Origin of the sequence: Pseudomonas sp. P108, assembly GCF_032613195.1 — a bacterium.
Classification (GTDB): domain Bacteria; phylum Pseudomonadota; class Gammaproteobacteria; order Pseudomonadales; family Pseudomonadaceae; genus Aquipseudomonas.
Window position 1 is genome coordinate 3655550 of record NZ_CP126691.1, and the last position, 22374, is coordinate 3677923.

Annotated in this window: 16 protein-coding genes; 5 read left to right on the top strand and 11 right to left on the bottom strand. The window is 59.9% G+C overall.

From position 1 onward, the window contains the following. Positions 1-145: 145 nt before the first annotated feature. On the bottom strand, positions 146-2143 hold the full coding sequence (locus tag QOM10_RS16015; RefSeq protein WP_316916480.1) for an alpha-1,4-glucan--maltose-1-phosphate maltosyltransferase: 1998 nt from the start codon (positions 2141-2143) through the stop codon (positions 146-148). Between the two features lie 217 nt (positions 2144-2360). Between QOM10_RS16015 and QOM10_RS16020 the strand changes: the two genes are divergently transcribed. Continuing rightward, a complete protein-coding gene (locus QOM10_RS16020) occupies positions 2361-2519 on the top strand; it encodes a hypothetical protein (RefSeq protein WP_003224520.1) in 159 nt (52 codons plus the stop codon). A gap of 125 nt (positions 2520-2644) precedes the next feature. Here QOM10_RS16020 and QOM10_RS16025 read toward each other — a convergent pair whose 3' ends face one another. Continuing rightward, positions 2645-3157 (bottom strand): MgtC/SapB family protein, encoded by a 513-nt coding sequence (locus QOM10_RS16025; protein ID WP_116032991.1) that lies wholly within the window; start codon positions 3155-3157, stop codon positions 2645-2647. Positions 3158-3282: 125 nt separating this feature from the next. Between QOM10_RS16025 and QOM10_RS16030 the strand changes: the two genes are divergently transcribed. The 3 genes from QOM10_RS16030 (at position 3283) to mapR (ending at position 6879) form a co-directional block, all read left to right on the top strand. Further along, the gene (locus QOM10_RS16030; protein WP_127927998.1) at positions 3283-3531 is read left to right on the top strand and encodes a DUF3203 family protein; all 249 of its coding nucleotides are present in this window, start codon (positions 3283-3285) and stop codon (positions 3529-3531) included. A 195-nt stretch (positions 3532-3726) separates the two neighbouring features. Beyond that, the gene (gene ccoG, locus QOM10_RS16035) at positions 3727-5157 is read left to right on the top strand and encodes a cytochrome c oxidase accessory protein CcoG (protein WP_316916481.1); all 1431 of its coding nucleotides are present in this window, start codon (positions 3727-3729) and stop codon (positions 5155-5157) included. A gap of 312 nt (positions 5158-5469) precedes the next feature. After that, positions 5470-6879, top strand: a complete 1410-nt coding sequence (gene mapR / locus QOM10_RS16040; RefSeq protein WP_034155962.1) for a GntR family transcriptional regulator MpaR — start codon at positions 5470-5472, stop codon at positions 6877-6879. 134 nt (positions 6880-7013) lie between these two features. Here mapR and QOM10_RS16045 read toward each other — a convergent pair whose 3' ends face one another. The 7 genes from QOM10_RS16045 to tpx form a co-directional block, all read right to left on the bottom strand. Beyond that, positions 7014-7760 (bottom strand): SDR family oxidoreductase, encoded by a 747-nt coding sequence (locus QOM10_RS16045; protein ID WP_127928002.1) that lies wholly within the window; start codon positions 7758-7760, stop codon positions 7014-7016. 190 nt (positions 7761-7950) lie between these two features. After that, positions 7951-10032 (bottom strand): putative bifunctional diguanylate cyclase/phosphodiesterase, encoded by a 2082-nt coding sequence (locus tag QOM10_RS16050; RefSeq protein ID WP_316916482.1) that lies wholly within the window; start codon positions 10030-10032, stop codon positions 7951-7953. Between the two features lie 301 nt (positions 10033-10333). Beyond that, a complete protein-coding gene (locus tag QOM10_RS16055; protein ID WP_316916483.1) occupies positions 10334-11806 on the bottom strand; it encodes an efflux transporter outer membrane subunit in 1473 nt (490 codons plus the stop codon). Further along, on the bottom strand, positions 11803-14910 hold the full coding sequence (locus tag QOM10_RS16060) for an efflux RND transporter permease subunit (protein ID WP_150752265.1): 3108 nt from the start codon (positions 14908-14910) through the stop codon (positions 11803-11805). The genes QOM10_RS16055 and QOM10_RS16060 overlap by 4 nt, the downstream gene beginning before the upstream one ends. 145 nt (positions 14911-15055) lie before the next feature. After that, on the bottom strand, positions 15056-18157 hold the full coding sequence (locus QOM10_RS16065; RefSeq protein ID WP_150752264.1) for an MdtB/MuxB family multidrug efflux RND transporter permease subunit: 3102 nt from the start codon (positions 18155-18157) through the stop codon (positions 15056-15058). Beyond that, positions 18154-19461, bottom strand: coding sequence for an MdtA/MuxA family multidrug efflux RND transporter periplasmic adaptor subunit (locus QOM10_RS16070; protein WP_160040342.1), 1308 nt, complete (start codon positions 19459-19461; stop codon positions 18154-18156). The genes QOM10_RS16065 and QOM10_RS16070 overlap by 4 nt, the downstream gene beginning before the upstream one ends. A gap of 185 nt (positions 19462-19646) precedes the next feature. Continuing rightward, positions 19647-20147 carry a thiol peroxidase gene (tpx, locus tag QOM10_RS16075; protein WP_316916484.1) on the bottom strand — a complete coding sequence of 167 codons (501 nt, stop codon included), beginning with the start codon at positions 20145-20147 and terminating at the stop codon, positions 19647-19649. A 335-nt stretch (positions 20148-20482) separates the two neighbouring features. Here tpx and QOM10_RS16080 point away from each other — a divergent pair, with 335 nt between their 5' ends. Continuing rightward, on the top strand, positions 20483-20908 hold the full coding sequence (locus QOM10_RS16080) for a YciI family protein (RefSeq protein ID WP_316916485.1): 426 nt from the start codon (positions 20483-20485) through the stop codon (positions 20906-20908). Between the two features lie 112 nt (positions 20909-21020). On the opposite strand, the gene QOM10_RS16085 is transcribed toward QOM10_RS16080, so the two are convergent. Both QOM10_RS16085 and QOM10_RS16090 read right to left on the bottom strand, forming a co-directional pair. Further along, positions 21021-21230: a cold-shock protein gene (locus tag QOM10_RS16085; RefSeq protein WP_127928012.1), complete on the bottom strand. Its 210-nt coding sequence runs from the start codon at positions 21228-21230 to the stop codon at positions 21021-21023. A gap of 685 nt (positions 21231-21915) precedes the next feature. Then, positions 21916-22284, bottom strand: a complete 369-nt coding sequence (locus QOM10_RS16090; RefSeq protein WP_127928014.1) for a DUF6124 family protein — start codon at positions 22282-22284, stop codon at positions 21916-21918. Between the last annotated feature and the right edge of the window lie 90 nt (positions 22285-22374).

The following is a 22374-nucleotide window of genomic DNA, read 5'->3' on the forward strand; positions in this document are numbered from 1 at the left end:
GAAACTCCTGCTGAATGCTTTAAAAGCGCCCCACGATGATCGTTCCCCCGCTCTGCGTGGGAATGCCGCCATGGACGCTCTGCGTCCGTTTCTGGGACGCGGAGCGTCCCGGGATGCATTCCCACGCAGAGCGTGGGAACGATCATTACGTAGCGGTGATTCGCCAGATGCCGAACGGCTGATACGCCGGGTCCAGGCGCATGAACTGGTATTTGCCGTGCCAGTCCCAACGATGTCCGTTCATCAAGTCTTCGCCATGGGTCGTCGCGTCATCGGGCAGGCCCATTTCCCACAGCGGCAATTCGAAATTCGCCTCCTGCACGTTATGCGGATCGAGGCTGACCGCGACCAGGATGAAATTGCTGCCGTCAAAACTGCGCTTGCCGAAATACAGAATATTGTCGTTCCAGGCGTTGTAGACCTTCAGGCCCAGGTGCGTGTGCAACGCCGGGTTCTGCCGACGAATGCGGTTGAGCTGGGCGATCTCGGCAATGATGTTGCCGGGCGCTGTGAAGTCGCGGACGCGGATCTCGTACTTCTCCGAATCGAGGTACTCCTCCTTGCCCGGCACAGGTGCCGACTCGCACAGTTCAAAACCGGAATACATGCCCCACAGCCCCGAGCCCATGGTCGCCAGCGCCGCGCGAATCAAGAAGCCGGGGCGACCTGACTCGTGGAGAAACGCCGGGTTGATGTCCGGGGTGTTCACAAAGAAATTCGGCCGGTAGCACTCGCGCCATGGCGATTCATTCAGTTCAGTGAAATACGTCGCCAGCTCAGCCTTGCTGTTGCGCCAGGTGAAATAGGTGTAGCTCTGCGTGTACCCGACCTTGCCCAGCCGCGCCATCATTGCCGGCGTGGTGAAGGCCTCGGCGAGGAAGATCACTTCCGGGTACAGCGCCCGCACATCAGCGATCAGCCATTGCCAGAACGGCAGCGGTTTGGTGTGCGGATTGTCGACGCGGAAGATTTTCACGCCCTCCTCGACCCAGCCGATGACGATGTCGCGCAACTCGACCCACAGGCTCGGAATCGCCTCAGGCGCATAGAAGTCGACGTTGACGATGTCCTGATATTTCTTCGGCGGGTTCTCCGCGTATTTGATCGTGCCGTCGGGGCGCCAGTTGAACCAGCCCGGATGCTGTTTGAGCCACGGGTGATCCTGGGAACACTGAATGGCGAAGTCGAGGGCGATTTCCAGGCCATGATCGGCAGCAGCGGCGACCAGTCGGCGGAAGTCTTCGCGGGTGCCGAGCTGCGAGTGAATGGCCTCGTGCCCGCCCTCCTCGCTGCCAATCGCATAAGGGCTGCCCGGATCATCGGGGCCGGCGGTCAGGGAATTATTGCGGCCCTTGCGATGGGCGCGACCGATCGGGTGGATCGGGGTGAAGTACAGCACGTCGAAGCCCATGTCCTGAATCATCGGCAGACGCGAGTGCACGTCGTTAAAGGTGCCGTGGCGGTGCGGATCGTCGGTGATCGAGCGGGGAAACAGCTCGTACCAACTGGCGAACTCGGCCAGCTCACGCTCGACGTCCATGGGGAATTCGGCGCTGACGCTCAAGTAAGCCCGGTGATCGGCCTCGGCCATCAGTTGCGCACTGCGCGAGTGCAGAAACAGCGCAACTTGCTCGGTTTCGAGCAGCCCGGAGAGTTCATGGTGCAACGCTGCGAGCTGTTCGCTCAGTTGGCCTTCGCTGCGTTCAGCGGCCTGTTGCACCATGCTGCGGCCTTCTTGCAGCTCGAGCGAAACGGGCACGGCAGCGTTGTGCTTCTTCTCCAGTTCATACTGGAAACTGGCGAATTGATCGATCCACGCTTCGATGCAATACAGGTAGCGCCCCTGATGTTCAGGGCGGAACTGGCCTTGCCAGCCGTTATTGCCCTGATCGGTCATCACTTCGCTTTGCCAGGTCTCCTCGCCTTCCTCACGCCAGCGGATGCGCACCGCGAGTTTGTCGTGGCCGTCGGCAAACACTTTGCTGGTGACCACCACTTCGCGGCCGGCAATCGACTTCACGGCGAACTGCCCGCCATCAAGCGTCGGCATGGTGTTTTCGATGACAATGCGCGGCAGCAGCAGTGCCTGCGACAGCGGCATGTGCGGGTTGTAGCTCAGTTCCGAAGGTTTTTCAGCAGTCATTGAGCATCTCTCCTTAACGCCCCAAGGACGCTCTTGTGCCGGATCAGTGTTCACAACGAAGCACCTGCCCCGAAATGAACTCACTTAGGTTCCGAGCGACCGGCGCCGGGAAAAGTTCAGATGAAATTGCCGTGTCAGAAAAGCGGATCGAATTGCGCGCAGGGTGGTCAATCCACTTAAGCACTTCTCACGCCATGTGCCACACGGAGGTCATCAGATGAACATCCCGATCCCGGCGGAAACGCCCGATCCGAACATCGACAAACCCACTTTGCCCGAGACTGAGCCGCAACCGATTCCCGAGCAGGAACCACCTGGCACCACGCCACCGCCGAAAGAAGAACCACCAACGACGATGCCACCAGTCATCGTCTGACTGATCATTCCCACGCTCCGCGTGGGAACGCAGCCCGGGACGCTCCGCGTCCCAAAGCGGACGCGGAGCGTCCATTGAGGCATTCCCACGCAGAGCGTGGGAACGATCAACGTGGCAACGATCAGTCAGTGATCATCAGTCTTCTCCTCTTCTTTTTCGAAGAGTTTTACGATGCGCGGCATCACGCTGAAAATCCCCAGCGCCAGTAAGGTACTGAGCAGCGCCGTGGCTTCCCGGCCAAGGCCGGCCGCGACACCAATGGCCGCCGTCATCCACAGCCCGGCAGCCGTGGTCAGACCTTTGACATGGCCCTCATCGCCTTCCTTGTTTTTCAGGATAGTCCCGGCACCGAGAAAACCGATCCCGGCAATCACCCCTTGCACCACGCGACTCATCGCATCGGACTCGGCCCCGGACGTCTGCGGCACCAGTACAAACAACGCCGCCCCCAGCGCCACCAACATATGCGTGCGCACCCCTGCAGCCTTGCCCTTGTGCTCACGCTCGAACCCGAGAATGCCGCCCAGAATCGCCGCCATCAGCAGGCGCACGGTAATGCGCGTCAATTGCGAAGCATCGCCAACGTCGGCGAACTCCGCCTGCAGGGTTTCCCACACTTCATGCCACCACGCGTTCATCGTGCAGTCCTTGTTATTGGGTCTATAGAGGATGGACAGCGGCGACCATTAATCAGTTGCGCAGAACGATCGGCGCAGCGTGCGCCCTAACCTTGCAGACCTCCCTGAAAAAAAGGACTGCTCCTATGCCTCTTCGAGTCGATGAATCCAACCCCGAGCAAAAAGTGTGTTTTTTCACCGTCGAACACGGCGAGGAAATTCGCATTTGCGACACCCTGGAAGTCAGGACGGACAGCGAAAAATCCATGTCATTCGTGGAAATAGAAGGCCGCCGCGTTTACATCACCGAGGCAGAAGCCGACGAATTGACCGTCGCAGGCGCCAAGGACGGCCGCAAGCATTTGAAGGCCGACGAGAGTGGTTCGGTGATTTGACTGACCTTGATCAACACCCCGCGCAAACGCCTGCGATAGGCGTTTGCGCCCGTGTCTGCGGGCTGCTTCAAGTTGTCGCAGGCGTTGCGCAGAAACGCATCTGATCCGCTTTTTATTGAAATAGCTGAGTCTGTTATGCAAACAGATCGGCGCTCATAGTGCTCTGGCCTGATGGAGGCTGATGAGCGAATAACCATGAGCGAACAAATCCCCGTCCGAACCGTAGAAGCATCTCCAACTATCAAAAGTGTGCCCGCACGCCCAATGAAGGCGACGGCCAGGTCCAGCGACAACCAGATCCACACCCGCAGCTTCACCGGCCTGTTCCGCACCCTGCGCATGAGCGGCGCGGGTTTTCTGTTCGTGTTGTTTTTCGGCACCGTGTGGCTGAACTGGGGCGGGCGTCAGGCAGTGCTCTGGGATCTTTCCGAAAGTAAATTCCACATCTTCGGCGCGACGTTCTGGCCACAGGATTTCATCCTGCTGTCCGCGCTGCTGATCATCGCCGCGTTCGGCCTGTTCGCCATCACCGTGTTTGCCGGCCGGGTCTGGTGCGGCTACACCTGTCCGCAGAGTTCGTGGACGTGGATCTTCATGTGGTGCGAGAAAATCACCGAAGGCGAACGCAACCAACGGATCAAACTGCAAGCCGCGCCGTGGAACCTGAACAAACTGGCGCGCCGTGCGGCCAAGCACACCCTGTGGCTGGCGATCAGCGTGCTGACCGGCCTGACCTTCGTCGGTTATTTCACCCCGATCCGGCCATTGGCCGAAGAACTGCTGACCCTGCAAATTGGCGGCGTCAGTCTGTTCTGGGTGCTGTTCTTCACTGCTGCCACCTACATCAACGCCGGTTGGTTACGTGAGGCGGTGTGCATGCACATGTGCCCGTATGCGCGGTTCCAGAGCGTGATGTTCGACAAGGACACCCTGGCGATTTCCTATGACGTGGCCCGTGGCGAAAACCGTGGCCCGCGTAAACGCGACGTGAAACCGCTGGAAGCAGGCCTGGGCGATTGCATCGACTGTCAGTTGTGCGTGCAGGTCTGCCCGACCGGCATCGACATCCGCGACGGCTTGCAGATGGAGTGCATCGGCTGTGCCGCGTGCATCGACGCCTGCGACTCGATCATGGACAAAATGAACTACCCGCGCGGTTTGATCCGCTACAGTTCCGAGCGCGAATTGCAGGGTGGCAAAACCCATCTGCTGCGCCCCCGACTGATTGGCTACAGCGTGGTGCTGGTGGCGATGATCGGCGCATTGGCACTGGCGCTGGTGGAGCGGCCGATGGTCTCGCTGGACGTGACCAAGGATCGCGGCTTGTTCCGTGAAAACGGTCAAGGCCAGATCGAAAACATCTATAGCCTCAAAGTCATCAACAAGACCCAGCAACGCCAGGACTACAACCTGACGCTGGTGGATGGCGATGGCTTCCAGCTGCAAGGCAAGACCGAGATGAGCCTGGCCCCGGGAGAGATTGTCGATGTGCCGGTGTCGGTGGCGATGACCACGGAACGCCCGGCCAGCAGCTCGCAGACCTTGAGTTTCAAGATTGCCGACAGCGATGAGCCTGAGGTTTATAGCGTGGCGAAGAGCAGGTTTGTGGCGCCGATGAATCGCTGATCCCTTAGAATCCGCTCCCTCACCCCAGCCCTCTCCCAGGGGTAGAGGGGGCCGACCGAGGTGTCTGTCGCTATACATCGACCTGACAGACCGAGTCGATTATGGATTCAGCAAAGTACTTTCCGACCGAGTCGATTATGGATTCAGCAAAGCACTTTCAGGCCGAATCGATTGTGGATTCAGCAAAGCACTTTCAGGTCGGTGTATTTAGCAAGCATCCCCCAATCAGTCCCCTCTCCCTCTGGGAGAGGGCTAGGGTGAGGGGCAGTTCCCCTGACACACCTCATCATCAACCAGCACCAAGGCTCCTCGATGAAACGCTACGAAAAATTCGCCGACGACATCGCTGAACTGATCCGCTCCGGCGTGCTTGGCCCCGGCCAGCGCGTGCCTTCGGTGCGCTACGCCAGCCAGACCTACGGTGTCAGCCCGTCCACGGTGTTCCAGGCCTACTACCTGCTCGAACGCCGCGGCCTGATCCGCGCGCGGCCGCGCTCCGGTTACTTCGTCAACACCCACGCGCCGAGCCCGTTTTCCGAGCCGGTGATCAGTAGCCACGTCAACGACTCCACCGAAGTCGACGTCAGCGAACTGGTGTTCTCGGTCCTCGATTCGATCAAAGATCCGAGCACGATCCCCTTCGGCTCGGCATTCCCCAGCCCGACGCTGTTCCCGCTGCAACGCCTGTCGCGCTCGCTGGCCAGCGCTGCCCGCGAGATGGATCCGCGCATGGTCGTCACCGACATGTCGCCGGGCAATCCGCAACTGCGCCGGCAAATCGCTCTGCGCTACATGGTCGGCGGCCTGATGCTGCCGATGGAAGAACTGCTGATCACCAACGGCGCCCTCGAAGCGCTGAACCTGTGCTTGCAAGCCGTGACCGAACCCGGCGATCTGGTGGCAATCGAGGCCCCGGCGTTCTACGCCAGCCTGCAAGTACTGGAACGGCTGAAACTCAAAGCCGTGGAAATCCCCGTGCACCCGCGCGATGGCATCGACCTCGGCGTGCTAGCGCAAACCCTGGAACGCCATCCGATCAAGGCCTGCTGGTGCATGACCAGTTTCCAGAACCCGATGGGCGCCACCATGCCCGAGGCGAAGAAACAGGAATTGGTCGAACTGCTGCGCCGCCACCAAGTGCCGCTGATCGAAGACGATGTCTACGCCGAACTCTATTACGGCCAACAGGCACCGAAACCGGCCAAGGCCTTCGACACCGAAGGCCTGGTGATGCATTGCGGCTCGTTCGCCAAAAGCCTGGCCCCCGGTTACCGCATCGGCTGGGTCGCCGCCGGGCGTTATGCGCAGAAAATCGAACGGCTGAAACTGATGACCTCGCTGTGTGCCTCGATGCCCGCGCAGGCAGCGATTGCCGACTATCTGCAACACGGCGGCTACGACCGTCACTTACGCAAATTGCGTTACGCCCTCGAAGAACAGCAAAGCGCGATGCTCGCCGCGATTGCCCGTTATTTCCCGGCGCAGACGCGGGTCAGCCAACCCGCAGGTGGTTATTTCCTGTGGCTGGAATTGCCACCGCAGATGGATTCATTGAAGCTGTTTCAGATGGCACTGGCGCAAGGCATCAGCATTGCCCCGGGGCCGATTTTCTCGCCGACGCAGCGGTTCAGGAACTGTATTCGTCTGAACTATGGCAGCCCTTGGACTGAGGATTCGGAGAAGGCCATGGAGACGTTGGGGCGGATTGTGCGGTCGTTCTGACAGTCCTGTGTTGCTTGGGCTATTGCCTTCGCGAGCAGGCTCGCTCCCACCTTGGATTTGTGCCGGACACAGAACCAATGTGGGAGCGAGCCTGCTCGCGAAGAGGGCCGACCTGGCAACGAAATGTTCAGGGCTTAACGCCCGCCCCCCAAATCAACAAACGTCCCGGTCGCATACGACGCCTTATCCGACAACAACCAGACAATCGCCTCCGCCACCTCATCCGGCCGGCCGCCACGGGCCATTGGAATCGCCGACTCCAGCTTGCTGACCCGATCCGGATCGCCGCTCAAAGCATGGAAATCGGTATAGATGTAACCCGGACGCACCGCGTTGACGCGAATCCCCTCACCCGCCACTTCCTTGGACAAACCGATGGTGAAGGTATCGAGCGCACCTTTGGACGCGGCGTAATCGACGTATTCGTTCGGCGAGCCGAGACGCGAAGCCACCGACGACACGTTGACGATACTGCCACCCTGCCCGCCGTGCTTGGGCGACATGCGCAGGATCGCGTGCTTGGCGCAGAGGATCGGCGCCAGGACATTGGTTTTCATGATTTTGAGGATACGGAATTCGGACATTTCGTCGACTCGCGACTTTTGTCCGACGGTGCCAGCGTTGTTCACCAAAGCGGTGACGCGGCCCAGTTCGCTGTCGACCCGCTGGAACAGCGCGATCACTTCGTCTTCGATGCTGACATCGGCGCGCACCGCGATGGCCTGTGCACCCAAGGCACGGACTTGCTCCAGCACGCTTTGCGCAGCCTGTTCATCCGACTGATAGTTGATGCAGATCCGATAGCCTTGCCCGGCAGCCAACAGCGCCGTCGCGGCGCCAATTCCGCGTCCGCCACCGGTGATCACAATGACTTTATCCATGCTGGCCTTTCCCCCAAATGCACACGTAACAGTCGGGGGGAAGAATAACCGCCATTGGCGGGTTTTGCATGGAGTCTGTGGTGTATGGGCAGACGCCTTCGCGAGCAGGCTCGCTCCCACACTGGATTTGTGCTCCGCGCCGCCCCCCTATGGGAGCGAGCCTGCTCGCGAAGAACGATAACGCGGTCGATCAGACCACCGCTAACTGCTCACCCCGCGCAATATCCTGCATGAATTTTTCCGCCGGCATCGGATGCCCCAGCAGATACCCCTGCAACGAATCACAACCCAACTGCGTCAGAAATTCCTGCTGCACACCGGTTTCCACGCCTTCCGCGACAATGCGCAAACCGAGCGCCTGCCCCAACGCAACAATCGCCGAGACAATCGCCGCATCGTCGCTGTCATGCTCAAGATCGCGCACAAACCCACGGTCGATCTTCAGCTCATTGGCCGGCAAACGCTTGAGATACATCAGACTGGAATAACCCGTGCCGAAGTCATCGATCGACAGATCGACGCCCATGTCCGACAACTCCTGCAACACCGTCATGCTCGCATCGGCATCGCTCATCGCCGTGGTTTCGGTGATTTCCAGGGTCAGGCTGTTGGCCGGCAAGTGGTGGGTGGCCAGCGCCTTGGCCACGCTGCGTACCAGCCCTGTGTGGCAAAACTGCAACGCCGACAGATTCACCGCGATGCGCCAATCGGTGTAACCGAGCACGTACCACTCGCGCATCTGCCGGCAGGCTTCGTTGAGCACCCATTCACCGATCGGAATGATCAGACCGGTTTTCTCGGCCAGTTCGATGAACTTGTCCGGCATCAGCATGCCGTGGGTCGGGTGCTGCCAACGCAACAGCGCTTCGGCGCCGACCGGACGGCCATTGGCGGCATCGAACTTGGGTTGGTAGTGCAAGCTGAACTGGCTGTGCTCAAGTGCCGCACGCAGGTCCTGCAACAACTGCAACTGCTTGCGTGCGTTGTTGTTCATCGATGCATCGAAAAAGCTGTAGCCGTTTTTGCCGCCGCCCTTGGCGTGGTACATCGCTGCGTCGGCGTTCATCAGCAGTTCCTGCGCGTTCTGGCCATTGCCCGGATACAGGGCGATGCCAACGCTGGCGGAGATCTGCAAGTCATGCTCGGCGACACGGAACGATTGCGCAATCAGACCGACCTGACGTGCCGCCAGCCCGAGCGCGTCATTGGGTTCGGTCAGGCGCACCAGCAACACGAATTCATCGCCACCGATGCGCGCCAGCGTGTCCGGGCCGCGCAAGTCTTCACGCAGACGCAACCCCACTTCACGCAGCAACTGATCGCCCATGTGATGACCAAACGCATCGTTAACCGGTTTGAAGCCGTCCAGATCGATGAACATCAAGGCAAAACAGCCGCCCTGCTCATGGACCTTTTTCATTGCCTGATTAATGCGGTCGTCCAGCAGCATGCGGTTCGGCAGCCCGGTCAGGGTGTCGTGCAGGGCCAGCTGGGTGAGTTCGCGGTTGGCCACGGTCAACGAGTGCGCGAGATCGGCGGTGCGCGCTTCGAGGCGCGCGTCGAGAATCGAGGTCAGCAAGGCAATCGACAGCACCGCCAACGTGGTAATCAACACCAGGCTGTCGAGGCCATTGCCTTTCAAGCCATTGACGGTGGCGCCACAGAAACTGCCATCAGGGAATTGCGCAGCAGCCATGCCGGTGTAATGCATGCCGACAATCGCGATGCCCATGATGATCGCCGCGCCGCCGCGAATCAGACGCACATAGGGAGAATGCTGACGCAAGCGGAAGGCGATCCACAGCGCCGCCGCCGACGCACCGACGGCAATCAGCAACGAGGCGCCAAACAGCGCCGGATCGTAGTCGATCCCCGGCGTCATGCGCATCGCCGCCATGCCGGTGTAATGCATGGCGCTGATCCCGCTGCCCATGATCAACGCACCCAATGCCAGTTGCAGCATTGGCAGTTTCGGCTGGCTGACCAGCCACAGCGCGAACCCGCAGGACAACACGGCGATCAGCAGCGACAGCACGGTCAGACTGATGTCATAGCCGAGATCAATCGGCAGTTTGAAGGCGAGCATGCCAATGAAATGCATCGACCAGACGCCGATGCCCATGGCGAACGCTCCCCCCGCCGTCCAGAAATGCACGGCACGGCCCTTGGCCGTGGCGATGCGACCGGTGAGGTCGAGCGCGGTGTACGAAGCGAGAATCGCCACACACAACGAAATGAAAACCAGGGTGGAGGAATAACTACCGATGAGCATGGGGATTCTCGTGACCACCCAACGCGGATTGCGTCCGTTCCCGGTCGGGCAAATGCGGCGATTGTACTGATTGCACAGAAGAACGCACTGACAAAGTAATCAAATGGCCATCAAGCCGATGAAACGCTTGTTCGATCGTCCGACAAGGCTCTGGCCCGGCGCTCACGCCTTTACACGATCGTTCCCACGCTCTGCGTGGGAATGCCTCAGCGGACGCTCTGCGTTCGGCTCTGGATGGGACGCGGAGCGTCCCGGGCTGCATTCCCACGCAGAGCGTGGGAACGATCAGTGAAGCCAGCCTTCAGCGGGTGTTATCGCTGACCTCCAGTTGCCCATCCCAACCGCCGCCCAGCGCGGCAATCAATTGCACGCTGGCAATCAAGCGGCTTTGCAGAATGTTCAGCACGCTGCGCTCGTTACTCAACGCCGTGGCTTGCACCACCACCACATCGATGTAGGCAATCAGCCCGGCCTTGTACTGGTTTTCCGTCAGGCGCAGGGAGTCGCGGGCAGCATCGAGGGCTTCCTGGCGCACCGCCGCTTCATCCTCGTAAACCTTGAGCTGCACCAGATAGTTTTCCACCTCGCGGAAACCGTCGAGCACGGTCTGGCGGTACTTGGCCACGGTCTGGTCATACACCGCTTCGGTACGATCGACTTCCGCCGAACGAATGCCGCCGTCGAACAGCGGCAGCGCCAGTTTCGGCCCGACCGACCAGAAACGGTTCGGCAGGCTGATCAGATTCTGCGAGGTACTGCTGCTGTAACCGCCGCTCAGGCTCAGGCTCAGATCCGGGTAATACGCTGCTTTGGCCACACCGATGTTGGCGTTGGCGGCGATCACCGAACGCTCCGCCGAAGCAATGTCCGGGCGCCGCTCCAGCAACTGTGATGGCAGGCTCAACGGCACCTGCGGCAACTTCGGAATGGTCTGCACTTCGGCAATGTTGAAATCCGCCGGCGCTTGCCCCGTGAGCACCGCAATCGCATTTTCGAATTGCGCGCGTTGCCAGATCAGGTCAACCAGATCGGCCTGGGTGCTTTTCAGTTGCGTCTGCGCCTGGGCCACCGCATCCCGCCCGGAAACGCCCGCGCGGTATTGGTTCTGGGTCATTTTCAGCGAGCGTTCGTAAGCGGCAACCGTGGCTTCGAGCAGACGTTTTTGCTGATCGATCACCCGCAATTGCAGGTAGTTCTGCACCAGCTCCGACTGCTGACTCAGACGCATCGCCGCCAGATCGGCAAAACTGGCTTGGGCGCTGGCCTCGTCAGCCTCAAGCCCACGGCGCAACTTGCCCCACACATCGGCTTCCCAACTGACGCCCAGTTCAGCGTTGTAGGTATCACGGATGCCGCTGGAGGAACTGCTCAGACTCGAACTGCTGCTGCCGGTGCCTTGGCTGGAGCGGGTTTTACCCAGGCTCAGATCGACACTCGGGTAAAACGCCCCGCGCGCGCTGCGCACCAAAGCCTGCGCTTGCCGGTACTGGGCTTCCGACTGTGCGACGGTCTGGTTGGCATTGTTCAGGCGTTCGATCAAGCCGTTGAGCTGCTGATCGCCGTACAACTCCCACCACGCACCCCGGGCCAGCGAGTCGCTCGGGTTGGCCTGGGTCCAGCCCTCGGCTTCCTTGTACTGGGCAATTTCAGCGGTCTGCGGACGCTGGTAGTCCGGGCCGACAGCGCAGGCACTGAGCATCGCCACGCACAGCGACAGGCTCAGCAAACGCGAGCCTCGAGCAGTGGCCAGATTGAAAAGCGAACGGTCAGTCATAGCGGAGTTTCCAGAGCGGCGTCAGTGCGCACGCCACGCCATTTGTTGAAACGATGGCGCAGCTTGTCGAGATAGAGGTAAACCACAGGCGTGGTGTAAAGCGTCAGTACCTGGCTGAAAATCAGTCCACCGATGATCGTCAAACCGAGCGGCTGGCGCATTTCCGCGCCTTCGGCCCGGCTGAGCAGCAACGGCAAGGCACCGAGAATTGCTGCCAGCGTGGTCATCAGAATCGGCCGCAGGCGTTGCAGACAGGCACTGCGAATCGACTCCAGCGGCGACAGGCCTTGATGACGCTCCAGTTGCAACGCGAGGTCGATCATCAGAATGGCGTTTTTCTTCACCACGCCAATCAGCAGGAACAACCCGAGCAACGAGATCAGGCTGAACTCGCCGCCCAGCGCATAGATCGACAACAACGCGCCAACACCGGCCGACGGCAGGGTCGACAGAATCGTCAGCGGATGAATGTAGCTTTCATACAGCACGCCCAACACCAGATACACCGCCAGCAACGCGCCGAGAATCATGAACGGCTGGCTCTTCTGCGTCGCGGCAAAAGCGTCGGCGGTGCCGGCCATTTTCGCGATGACGTCTTCCGGCAGGCCGAGCTTGGCAATCGCCCGCTCGATGGCAGCACTGCCCTGCTCCACCGTCACGCCTTCGGCCATGTCGAAGGAAATGTCTTCGGAGGCAAACTGGCCTTCGTGGCTGACGCGGTCGTCCTCCAGGCTGTTTTCGTAATGAGCGAAGGTCGACAGCGGCACCCGCGCACCGTCAGCGGTGATCACCTGCACCTGCTTGAGCGTCACCGGGTCCTGGGCGTATTTCGGATTGACCTCCATCACCACCTGATACTGGTTGAGGCTGTCGTAGATCGTCGAAATCTGCCGCTGGCTGTAGGCGTTGTTCAACACCGAGGTAACCATGTCCATGTCGACACCGAGGCGTTTGGCCTGATCGCGGTCGACAATCAGCGTCACTTGCTGGGCGCCTGCTCCCTCTCGGGCGTCAATGGCCGTCAACTCCGGCAAGGCCCGTAACGCGGTAACCACTTTCGGGTACCACTTGCGCAACTCGCTCAAATCACCGCTTTGCAAAATGTAGCTGTACTGCGACGTGGTCTGTTCGCGGCCGCCGCCAAATTGCAGATCCTGATCCGCCATCAGCATCAATTGTGCACCAGGGACCTTGGGCATTTCCTTGCGCAGGCGTTCGATGACCTTTTGCGCATTGAGCTGGCGTTCCTTGATCGGCTTCAGACGTACCAGCATGAAGGCGTTGTTGGTGCCGTTGCTGCCACCGATGAACCCGGCGACGCTTTCCACTGCTTCGTCCTTGAGCACGGCACGGCGGAAGATTTCCATTTTCGGCTGCATCACACTGAACGACAGGCCGTCGTCACCGCGCACGAAACCGATCAACTGGCCGGTGTCCTGCTGCGGCATGAAGGTTTTCGGCACCACCACGTACAGCGCGACGTTCACGCCAACGGTGATCAGCAGACTGAGCAAGGTCAGACGACGATGGCGCAACACCCAGTCGAGGCTGCTGGCGTATTTGCCAACCATCCAGTCGTTGGTGCGGCGGCTCCAGCGTTGCAGACGGTTCTCCTGCCCCGGCGTGTGCGGCTTGAGCCAACGGGCGCAGAGCATCGGCGTCAGCGTCAGGGAAACCACCAGCGAGACGACAATGGCTGCCGCCAGGGTGATGGAAAACTCACGAAACAGGCTCTCGACGATGCCACCCATGAACAGAATCGACAGGAACACCGCCACCAGCGAGACGTTCATCGACAGCAAGGTGAAACCGACTTCCTTGGCCCCGAGATACGCGGCCTGCATCGGTTTGACGCCTTCGTCGATGTGCCGGGAAATGTTCTCCAACACCACGATGGCGTCGTCCACCACCAGACCGGTGGCGAGAATCAGCGCCATCAGCGACAGGTTGTTCAGCGAAAATCCGTAGAGGTACATCACCGCAAAGGTGCCGACCAGCGACACCGGCACGGCCAGTGTCGGAATCAGCGAGGCGCGGAAGTTCCCAAGGAACAGGAACACCACCAGAATCACCAGTGCCACGGCAATCAGCAGCGTCATCTCTGCTTCGTGCAGTGTCGCCTTGATCACCGGTGAGCGGTCCATGGCCAGATTCAGCTTCACGCTGGCCGGCAACACGGCTTGCAGGGCCGGCAACTGCGCTTTGATCTCGTTGACCGTCTCGATGATGTTGGCGCCGGCCTGACGGTTGATCACCAACAGCACCGCCGCGTCATCGTTGAAGAAACCGCTGTTGTAGCGGTCCTCGACACCGTCGCTGACCTTGGCCACGTCCTTGAGACGCAGCGCGGCGCCGTCGGCGTAGTGGATGATCAGTGACTCGTAGTCCTTGGCTTTTTCCAGCTGGTCATTGGCCTGGATCTGCCACAAGCGCTGACCGTCCTCGACCGAACCTTTTGGCCGGCGCACGTTGGCATCGGCGATAGTCTTGCGCACATCGTCGAGCGCCACGCCGTACTGGTTCAGCGCTTGCGGTTCGAGTTCGATACGCACCGCCGGCAGTGAACTGCCGCCGATCTGCACTTCGCCAACGCCCTGCACTTGCGAAAGGCTCTGCGAAAGAATGGTCGAGGCCAAATCGTAGAGCTGGCCTTTTTCCAGCACATCGGAGGTCAGCGACAGCACCATGATCGGCGCTTGCGACGGGTTGACCTTTTTGTAGGTCGGCATGCTGCGCATACCGCTCGGCAGCAGATTGCGCGACGCGTTGATCGCGGCCTGCACTTCCCGCGCGGCGCCGTTGATGTCGCGGTCGAGGTCAAACTGCAGAATGACCCGGGTCGAACCCTGACTGGAACGGCTGCTCATGGTGTTGACGCCGGCAATCGCGCCGAACGAGCGCTCCAGCGGCGTGGCCACGGTGGACGCCATGACCTCCGGGCTGGCACCGGGCAGGCTCGCCTGCACGACGATCACCGGGAAATCCATTTGCGGCAGCGGCGCCACCGGCAGCAGGCCGAAGCTGACACCGCCGAGCAGCATGATCGCCAGGCTCAGCAGCATCGTCGCTACCGGGCGCTTGATGAAAGGACCGGAGAGGTTCATCGAACGCGATCTCCGCCTTCACCGCAGATCCCTGTGGGAGCGAGCCTGCTCGCGAATGCAATCTTGTATTCAACAATGATGTTGCCTGATAGGCCGCTTTCGCGAGCAGGCTCGCTCCCACAAGGGATGTGTGATGCTCGCGAAGTCATACCGACACCTCTTCAGTGTCAGCATTGGTCTTGCCAAAGCGTCGCCCGAGGCGGTCGAAGTACAGGTAGATCACTGGCGTGGTGAACAGCGTCAGCACCTGGCTCACCAGCAGACCGCCGACCATCACCAGACCCAGCGGCTGGCGCAATTCAGCACCTGAGCCCGTGGCGAGCATCAACGGCACCGCACCAAACAGCGCCGCCAGCGTGGTCATGAGGATTGGCCGGAAGCGCAACAGCGCCGCCTGATAAATCGCCTGCTCCGGCGCCATGCCTTGGGTGCGTTCAGCATCGAGGGCGAAGTCGATCATCATGATCGCGTTCTTTTTCACGATACCGATCAGCAGGATGATGCCGATGATCGCGATCATGCCCAGGTCATTGCCACTGAGCAGCAGCGCCAGCAACGCGCCGACCGCCGCCGACGGCAAGGTCGAGAGAATGGTGATCGGGTGAATGTAGCTCTCGTACAGCACGCCCAGCACGATGTACATGGTCACCACCGCCGCCAGAATCAGCAGCAAGGTGCTCGACAACGAGGCCTGGAAGGCTTCGGCCGCACCCTGGAACTGGGTCTGCACGCCAACCGGCATGCCGATGTCTTTCTGCACCTGCTCGATAACGTCGACCGCATGCCCCAGCGCTACACCGGGCGCCAGGTTGAATGACATCATCACCGCCGGGAACTGGCCGATATGGGTGATCGCCAGTTGCGCCTGACGTTCTTCCACATGGGCCAGGCTCGACAGGCGTACCTGCGCGCCATCGGTGGTCTTGACGTGAATCTGGTCCAGCGCCTGCGGGCCGATCTTCTCCCCGGCCTGAGCTTGCAGTACCACGCGGTACTGGCTGGCCTGGGTGTAAATCGTCGAAATCTGGCGCTGGCCAAAAGCGTCGTACAGCGCATCAGTGATGTTCGCCACCGAGACGCCAAGGCGTGACGCCGCATCGCGGTCGATCACCAGATACACCTGCAAACCCTTGTCCTGCAAATCACTGGCAACGTCGGTCAGTTCCGGACGCTGGGCCAACGCTTCGACCAGACGGCCGCTCCACTGGCTGAGCAGTTCGGAGTCCGGCGAGGACATGCTGAACTGATATTGCGTGCGGCTGACGCGGTCCTCGATGGTCAGGTCCTGCACCGGCTGCATGAACAGACGGATACCGACCAGTTTGTCCAGTTGCGGTTGCAGGCGCGCAATCACTTCAGTGGCGCTCAGATCGCGATCGCCGTGGGGCTTGAGGTTGATCAGCAAGCGCCCGCTGTTGAGCGTGGCGTTATCGCCGTCGACGCCGATGTAGGACGACAGGCTCTGCACCGCCGGATCTTCGAGAATGATTTTCGCCAGTTCCTGTTGACGCTCGCCCATCGCCGCGAAGGAAATCGACTGCGGCGCTTCGGAAATGCCCTGAATCACCCCGGTGTCCTGTACCGGGAAGAAGCCCTTTGGCACGACCATATAGAGGAACACGGTCAACGCCAGTGTGCCGATAGCCACCAGCAGGGTCAGCGGCTGATGCTTGAGCACCCAGCGCAGCATCCGACCATACTCGGCGATCATCCAGTCGATGACAGCACCGCTGGCACGGTAGAAACGGCCCTGCTCATGTGCTTCCGGCTCACGCTTGAGCAAACGCGCGCACATCATCGGCGTCAGGGTCAGCGAAACCACCAGGGAAATCAGGATTGCCACGGCCAGGGTGATGGCGAACTCGCGGAACAAGCGCCCGACTACGTCCGCCATGAACAACAGCGGAATCAGTACCGCGATCAGCGACAGGGTCAAGGAGATCAGGGTGAAGCCGATCTGCTTGGCGCCCTTGAGCGCGGCTTGCATCGGGCTGTCGCCCTCTTCGATGAAGCGCGCGATGTTCTCGAGCATGACGATGGCGTCGTCGACCACGAAACCGGTGGCAATGGTCAGGGCCATCAGGGTCAGGTTATTCACCGAGAACCCGGCCAGGTACATTACGCCAAAGGTGCCGATCAGCGACAGCGGCACGGCCACCGACGGAATGATCGTGGCACTGGCGCGACGCAGGAACAGGAATGTCACCATCACCACCAGGGCGATGGCGATGAGCAGTTCGTGTTGCACGTCGGTGACCGAGGCGCGGATGGTCTGCGTACGGTCGGTCAGCACAGTGACATCAAGGCCGGCCGGCAGGTTGTCGGTGATGCTCGGCAGCAGTGCCTTGATGCGGTCGACCACTTCGATCACGTTGGCACCCGGCTGACGCTGGATGTTCAGCAATACCGCCTGATTCTGGTTGGCCCATGCAGCGAGGCGTTCGTTCTCGGCGCCGTCGACGATTTCCGCCACGTCCTTGAGCCGTAACGGCGCGCCGTTCTTGTAGGCGAGAATCAGATTGGCGTAGTCCTCGGGCGAGGTCAGTTGATCGTTGGCGTCGAGCATCGACACTCGGGTCGGGCCGTCGAAGTTGCCTTTCGGCTGATTGACGTTGGAAGCGCCGATCAAGGTACGCACGTCCGACAGGTTCAGGCTATTGGCGGCCAACGCTTCCGGGTTGACCTTGATACGCACGGCCTGACGCTGACCGCCGGCAATGCTGACCATGCCGACGCCGCTGATCTGGGCGATTTTCTGCGCCATGCGCGTATCGACCAGGTCATTGAGTTTGGGCAGCAGCATGGTTTTCGAGGTGATCGCCAGGGTCAGCACCGGGGTGTCCGCCGGGTTGACCTTGTTGTACACCGGCGGCGCTGGCAAATCGGTCGGCAGCAGATTGGTCGCGGCGTTGATCGCGGCTTGCACCTGCTGTTCGGCGACGTCCATGTTGATGTCGAGGCTGAAACGCAGGGTCAGCACCGACGCACCGCCGGAACTGGTCGAGGCCATTTGCGTCAGGCCCGGCATCTGCCCGAACTGGCGCTCGAGTGGCGCGGTCACGGCACTGGTCATCACGTCCGGGCTGGCGCCGGGATACAAGGTCATGACGCGGATGGTCGGGTAATCGACCTGTGGCAACGCCGATACCGGCAGCAAGCGATAAGCGATCAGGCCGGCCAGAACAATGGCCAGCATGCTCAGGGTGGTAGCTACCGGTCGGAGGATGAACAGCCGCGAAATGTTCATGCGCCCTTCTTGGCCTTGTCAGTGACCGCAGCGTCTGGCGTCTGGGCGGCGGACTTGCCTTGCAGGTGTTCGGTCGGGGTGGTTGGCACTTTATTGCTGTCGTTGACCACTTCCACTTCACTGCCTTCTTTCAGGCGGTCAGTGCCTTCCAGTACCACGCGGTCGCCAGCGGCCAGACCTTCAGTGACCACGGTGTTTTCGCCATCACTGGCGCCAATCTTCAGTTGGCGAATAGTGACTTTCTTGTCGCCATCCAGCGCATAGACGAAGGTGCCGTTGGTGCCGAACTGAATCGCTGCCGACGGTGCCAGCACCACGCCTTTCAGCGTGTCAGCGAGCAAGTGCACGTTGACGAACTGGTTGGGGAACAGCGCCTGATCGCGGTTTTCATAGCGGGCCTTGAACTTCAGGGTACCGGTGGCGACGTCGATCTGGTTGTCGAGACTTTGCAGTACGCCGGTGGCTTGCAGTTTGGTGTCGCCGCGATCCCAGGCTTCGGCCGGCAGCTTGGCGCCACTGCGATAACGTGCGAGAACGGTTTCCAGGCTGTTTTCCGGCAAGGTGAAAGCGACGCTGATCGGTTGCGTCTGGGTGATCACTGCAAGGAAGGTGGTGTCGTTAGCGGTGACGAGGTTACCGACGTCAACCTGACGCAGACCGACACGGCCGGCAATCGGCGCGCGGATCTTGGTGAATTCGAGATTGAGCTTGGCGTCGTTGACCGCGGCCTGATTGGTCTTGACCGTGCCCAGATACTGGCCGACCAGTGCTTCGGCGGTGTCCAGCGTCTGTTTGGCGATGCTGTCCTCTTTGTACAGACCGCGATAACGCTCGACGTCGACCTGCGCGTTTTTCAGTTGCGCCTGATTCTGCAGCAACGTGCCTTCAGCCTGCAGCAAGGCGTTCTGGTATGGACGTGGATCGATCTCTGCCAGCAGGTCGCCAGCCTTGACCATCTGCCCTTCTTCGAAATTGATTTTCACCAGTTCGCCGCCCACCCGGCTGCGCACATTGATGGTGTTGAGCGCCGTCACCGTACCCAGCGCTTTGTAGTACAGCGGAAAGTCGCCGGTGACCGCCGGCGCCACGCGCACCGGAATCGGCCCGGCGCCGCCACCGAAGCCCGGCCGCATCATTCCCGAACGCCCGGTGTGCCCGGCTGCAGCCTTGTCAGCGCCCTCCTTGTGGGCTGAACCGGCGGGCCAGAATTTCCAGCACAGAACGGCGATCACCAACAAGACAAGCAGGCTGATCAGCCAGCGACGGGAATTACGGGGGGACGATTGCATGGAGTGATTAACCATTGGGCGCGTGGGCTTCTATTACGGGAGGCTGAACGATAAGCACTGATGGGGAATTAGCAAAGCAGCTTTACCGGCAATTTACCTTGAACTTACGTTTCAAGGTGTGAGGCAAAACACTGATACACAAATGAAAACGGCCTGGACAGGGCCAGGCCGTTAACAATTGTAAAGCGTTGTGGCAAAGCTTACTTGAGGACGGCCAGAGCAGCGTCGTAATTAGGCTCTTCCGCGATTTCGTTGACCAGTTCGCTGTGCAGCACGTTGTCGTTTTCGTCCAGAACCACCACGGCACGGGCGGTCAGGCCTTTCAGCGGGCCGTCAGCAATGGCCACACCGTAGTTCTCGATGAACTCGGCGCCTCGCAGGGTCGACAGGTTCTGTACGTTTTCCAGGCCTTCAGCGCCGCAGAAGCGAGCCTGAGCGAACGGCAGGTCAGCGGAGATGCACAGCACCACGGTGTTTGCCACTTCGTTGGCCTGAGCGTTGAACTTGCGTACCGAAGTCGCGCAGGTCGGGGTGTCGACGCTTGGGAAGATGTTCAGCACTTTGCGCTTGCCGGCGAAGTCTTTCAGGGTCACGTCGGACAGATTGCCGGCAACCAGAGAAAAGGCTGGCGCCTTGGAACCGACTTGTGGCAACTGGCCGTTGACTTGAACCGGATTGCCTTTAAGGGTGACTTGAGCCATGACTTGAGTCCTTCTGATGTTTTGATTGGAAAGCATGCAAGAGGCCGAAGTTAACCACGAAATGTTTCAAGCACCTATGCCCTTTGATGAAATTGTTGGGTGCCTGCGCGAAAAATTGTATACAAAACTACCGCTATTCCCACTGTGGGCGAGCCTGCTCGCGAAGGCGCTGGATCAGTCAGCATAAATGTCGAATGTGACGACCTCTTCGCGAGCAGGCTCGCTCCCACATTGGATTCTGCGGTGTTACTGGTCTTTTATTTAGGATCCCTGTCGATTCACTGCTGGCCCGTTCGACTAAACAACGAATCCCCACAATCCACGGAGCAACCGCCATGCGATTCATGATCCTTGTCAAAGCCAGCGCCGATTCGGAAGCCGGCGTCATGCCCAGCGAAGAACTGATCACCGCGATGGGCAACTTCAACGAAGAGCTGGTCAAAGCCGGCATTCTCATCGACGCCGACGGCCTGCACCCGAGCAGCAAAGGTGCGCGTGTGCATTTCTCCGGTGACAAACGCACGGTCATCGACGGGCCGTTCATCGAGACCAAAGAACTGGTGGCGGGTTACTGGATCTGGGAAGTGAAATCGAAAGAAGAAGCCATCGAATGGGTCAAGCGCTGCCCTAACCCGATGCCGGGCGAGTCCGATATTGAAATCCGCCAGATATTCTCCGCTGAAGACTTCGGCGCCGAATTCACCCCCGAAGCACGTGCGCAAGAAGAACGCGTTCGCGAACAAGCCAAGAAAAACAGCTGAACCGGACATCCCATGTAGGAGCTGCCGAAGGCTGCGATCTTTTGATCTTGTTTTTCCAGATCAAACATCAAAAGATCGCAGCCTTCGGCAGCGCCTACAAAAGCAGTGATATTCAGATCGCCTGGATATTTGAAGCTGCCAGTCCTTTGGCCCACTGCGTAATCCCGAACGCAACCCTCTGGCCTTCTTTTAGCGTTTTAACTTCACTGGAACTAATCGCAGAAACGTGCGCATACAGATCCTCGCCCCCTCCATCTGGTGTAATAAAGCCGAACCCCTTTCCATCGTCGAACCACTTCACTGTTCCCGTAACCGTATTCATATTCGTCTCCTTTCATTTTTTTCGCGCATGCCAGATTTCTGCGCGTCACCCAGCAATCAAACGCCTTCCCTCTCACCACGACAACTGTCAAACCTGACAGGGTGTAAATATCACCAGTACTCACGTCAACTTCCAACCCGAACGCTTTAGTACACGCTCTTCTTGATGGTTTGATCGTTCCCACGCTCTGCGTGGGAATGCCTCAAGGGACGCTCCGCGTTCCAGCTTGCGAATGTGACGCAGAGCGTCAAGGGCTGCATTCCCACGCAGAGCGTGGGAACGATCATTCAAGAGAGATCAATTCTTGAGTTCGACGTGATCCAGGGCATGATTCACCGCGAGTTCACCAGCATTACGATTTGTCTTGATCGTTCCCACGCTCTGCGTGGGAATGCCTCAAGGGACGCTCCGCGTTCCAGCTTGCGGATTAGACGCAAAGCGTCAGGCACTGCATTCCCACGCAGAGCGTGGGAACGATCATTCAAGAGAGATCAATTCTTGAGTTCGACGTGATCCAGGGCATGATTCACCGCGAGTTCACCAGCATTACGATTTGTCTTGATCGTTCCCACGCTCTGCGTGGGAATGCCTCAAGGGACGCTCCGCGTTCCAGCTTGCGGATTAGACGCAAAGCGTCAGGCACTGCATTCCCGTGCAGAGCGTGGGAACGATCATTCAACAGAGATCAGTTCTTGAGTTCTACGTGATCCAGGGCTTGGTTCACCGCTAACTCCCCCAACATGACGACCTGTGCGATCCCCAGTGCAGTCTTGCGGTGCGAGGTTTCCAGCGATGCGGCGAAGTTGATCAGCATTTCGCTGGCCGAGCCGAGGGTTTCGCTGGCGTTGGCGAGCAGGGATTCGGTGTTGTACCTGGGATTGGCGAGGTACATGGGTTCCGGCTCGTTGGCGCTGGACATGATGTGGGCGGAGGGGTTGAGGTAGAAATCGAGGGCGCGGTCGGCGGCTTCGTGGAGTTTTTTGCTGTCGACTGAGGCGTAGGGGGATGTGGTGTCGGCGTCTGATTCTGGGGGATTGGGTGTTGGTTTTTTCATGGTGTAACTCCACTGGAAAGTTGGAGCTGCCCCATTCGGTTTCCGGACGAAGAGGTGGCAGCTGTACGCAGGTTGGAAACCCGGGCAGCG

What these genes read in the sequence shown, in the direction of transcription:
- QOM10_RS16060 (WP_150752265.1), bottom strand. Translation starts at nt 14,910, where the DNA reads ATGAACCTCTCCGGTCCTTTCATCAAGCGCCCGGTAGCGACGATGCTG.
- QOM10_RS16050 (WP_316916482.1), bottom strand. Translation starts at nt 10,032, where the DNA reads ATGCTCATCGGTAGTTATTCCTCCACCCTGGTTTTCATTTCGTTGTGT.
- QOM10_RS16045 (WP_127928002.1), bottom strand. Translation starts at nt 7,760, where the DNA reads ATGGATAAAGTCATTGTGATCACCGGTGGCGGACGCGGAATTGGCGCC.
- QOM10_RS16025 (WP_116032991.1), bottom strand. Translation starts at nt 3,157, where the DNA reads ATGAACGCGTGGTGGCATGAAGTGTGGGAAACCCTGCAGGCGGAGTTC.
- QOM10_RS16070 (WP_160040342.1), bottom strand. Translation starts at nt 19,461, where the DNA reads ATGGTTAATCACTCCATGCAATCGTCCCCCCGTAATTCCCGTCGCTGG.
- QOM10_RS16065 (WP_150752264.1), bottom strand. Translation starts at nt 18,157, where the DNA reads ATGAACATTTCGCGGCTGTTCATCCTCCGACCGGTAGCTACCACCCTG.
- QOM10_RS16030 (WP_127927998.1), top strand. Translation starts at nt 3,283, where the DNA reads ATGCCTCTTCGAGTCGATGAATCCAACCCCGAGCAAAAAGTGTGTTTT.
- QOM10_RS16080 (WP_316916485.1), top strand. Translation starts at nt 20,483, where the DNA reads ATGCGATTCATGATCCTTGTCAAAGCCAGCGCCGATTCGGAAGCCGGC.
- tpx (WP_316916484.1), bottom strand. Translation starts at nt 20,147, where the DNA reads ATGGCTCAAGTCACCCTTAAAGGCAATCCGGTTCAAGTCAACGGCCAG.
- QOM10_RS16020 (WP_003224520.1), top strand. Translation starts at nt 2,361, where the DNA reads ATGAACATCCCGATCCCGGCGGAAACGCCCGATCCGAACATCGACAAA.
- QOM10_RS16090 (WP_127928014.1), bottom strand. Translation starts at nt 22,284, where the DNA reads ATGAAAAAACCAACACCCAATCCCCCAGAATCAGACGCCGACACCACA.
- QOM10_RS16085 (WP_127928012.1), bottom strand. Translation starts at nt 21,230, where the DNA reads ATGAATACGGTTACGGGAACAGTGAAGTGGTTCGACGATGGAAAGGGG.
- mapR (WP_034155962.1), top strand. Translation starts at nt 5,470, where the DNA reads ATGAAACGCTACGAAAAATTCGCCGACGACATCGCTGAACTGATCCGC.
- ccoG (WP_316916481.1), top strand. Translation starts at nt 3,727, where the DNA reads ATGAGCGAACAAATCCCCGTCCGAACCGTAGAAGCATCTCCAACTATC.
- QOM10_RS16015 (WP_316916480.1), bottom strand. Translation starts at nt 2,143, where the DNA reads ATGACTGCTGAAAAACCTTCGGAACTGAGCTACAACCCGCACATGCCG.
- QOM10_RS16055 (WP_316916483.1), bottom strand. Translation starts at nt 11,806, where the DNA reads ATGACTGACCGTTCGCTTTTCAATCTGGCCACTGCTCGAGGCTCGCGT.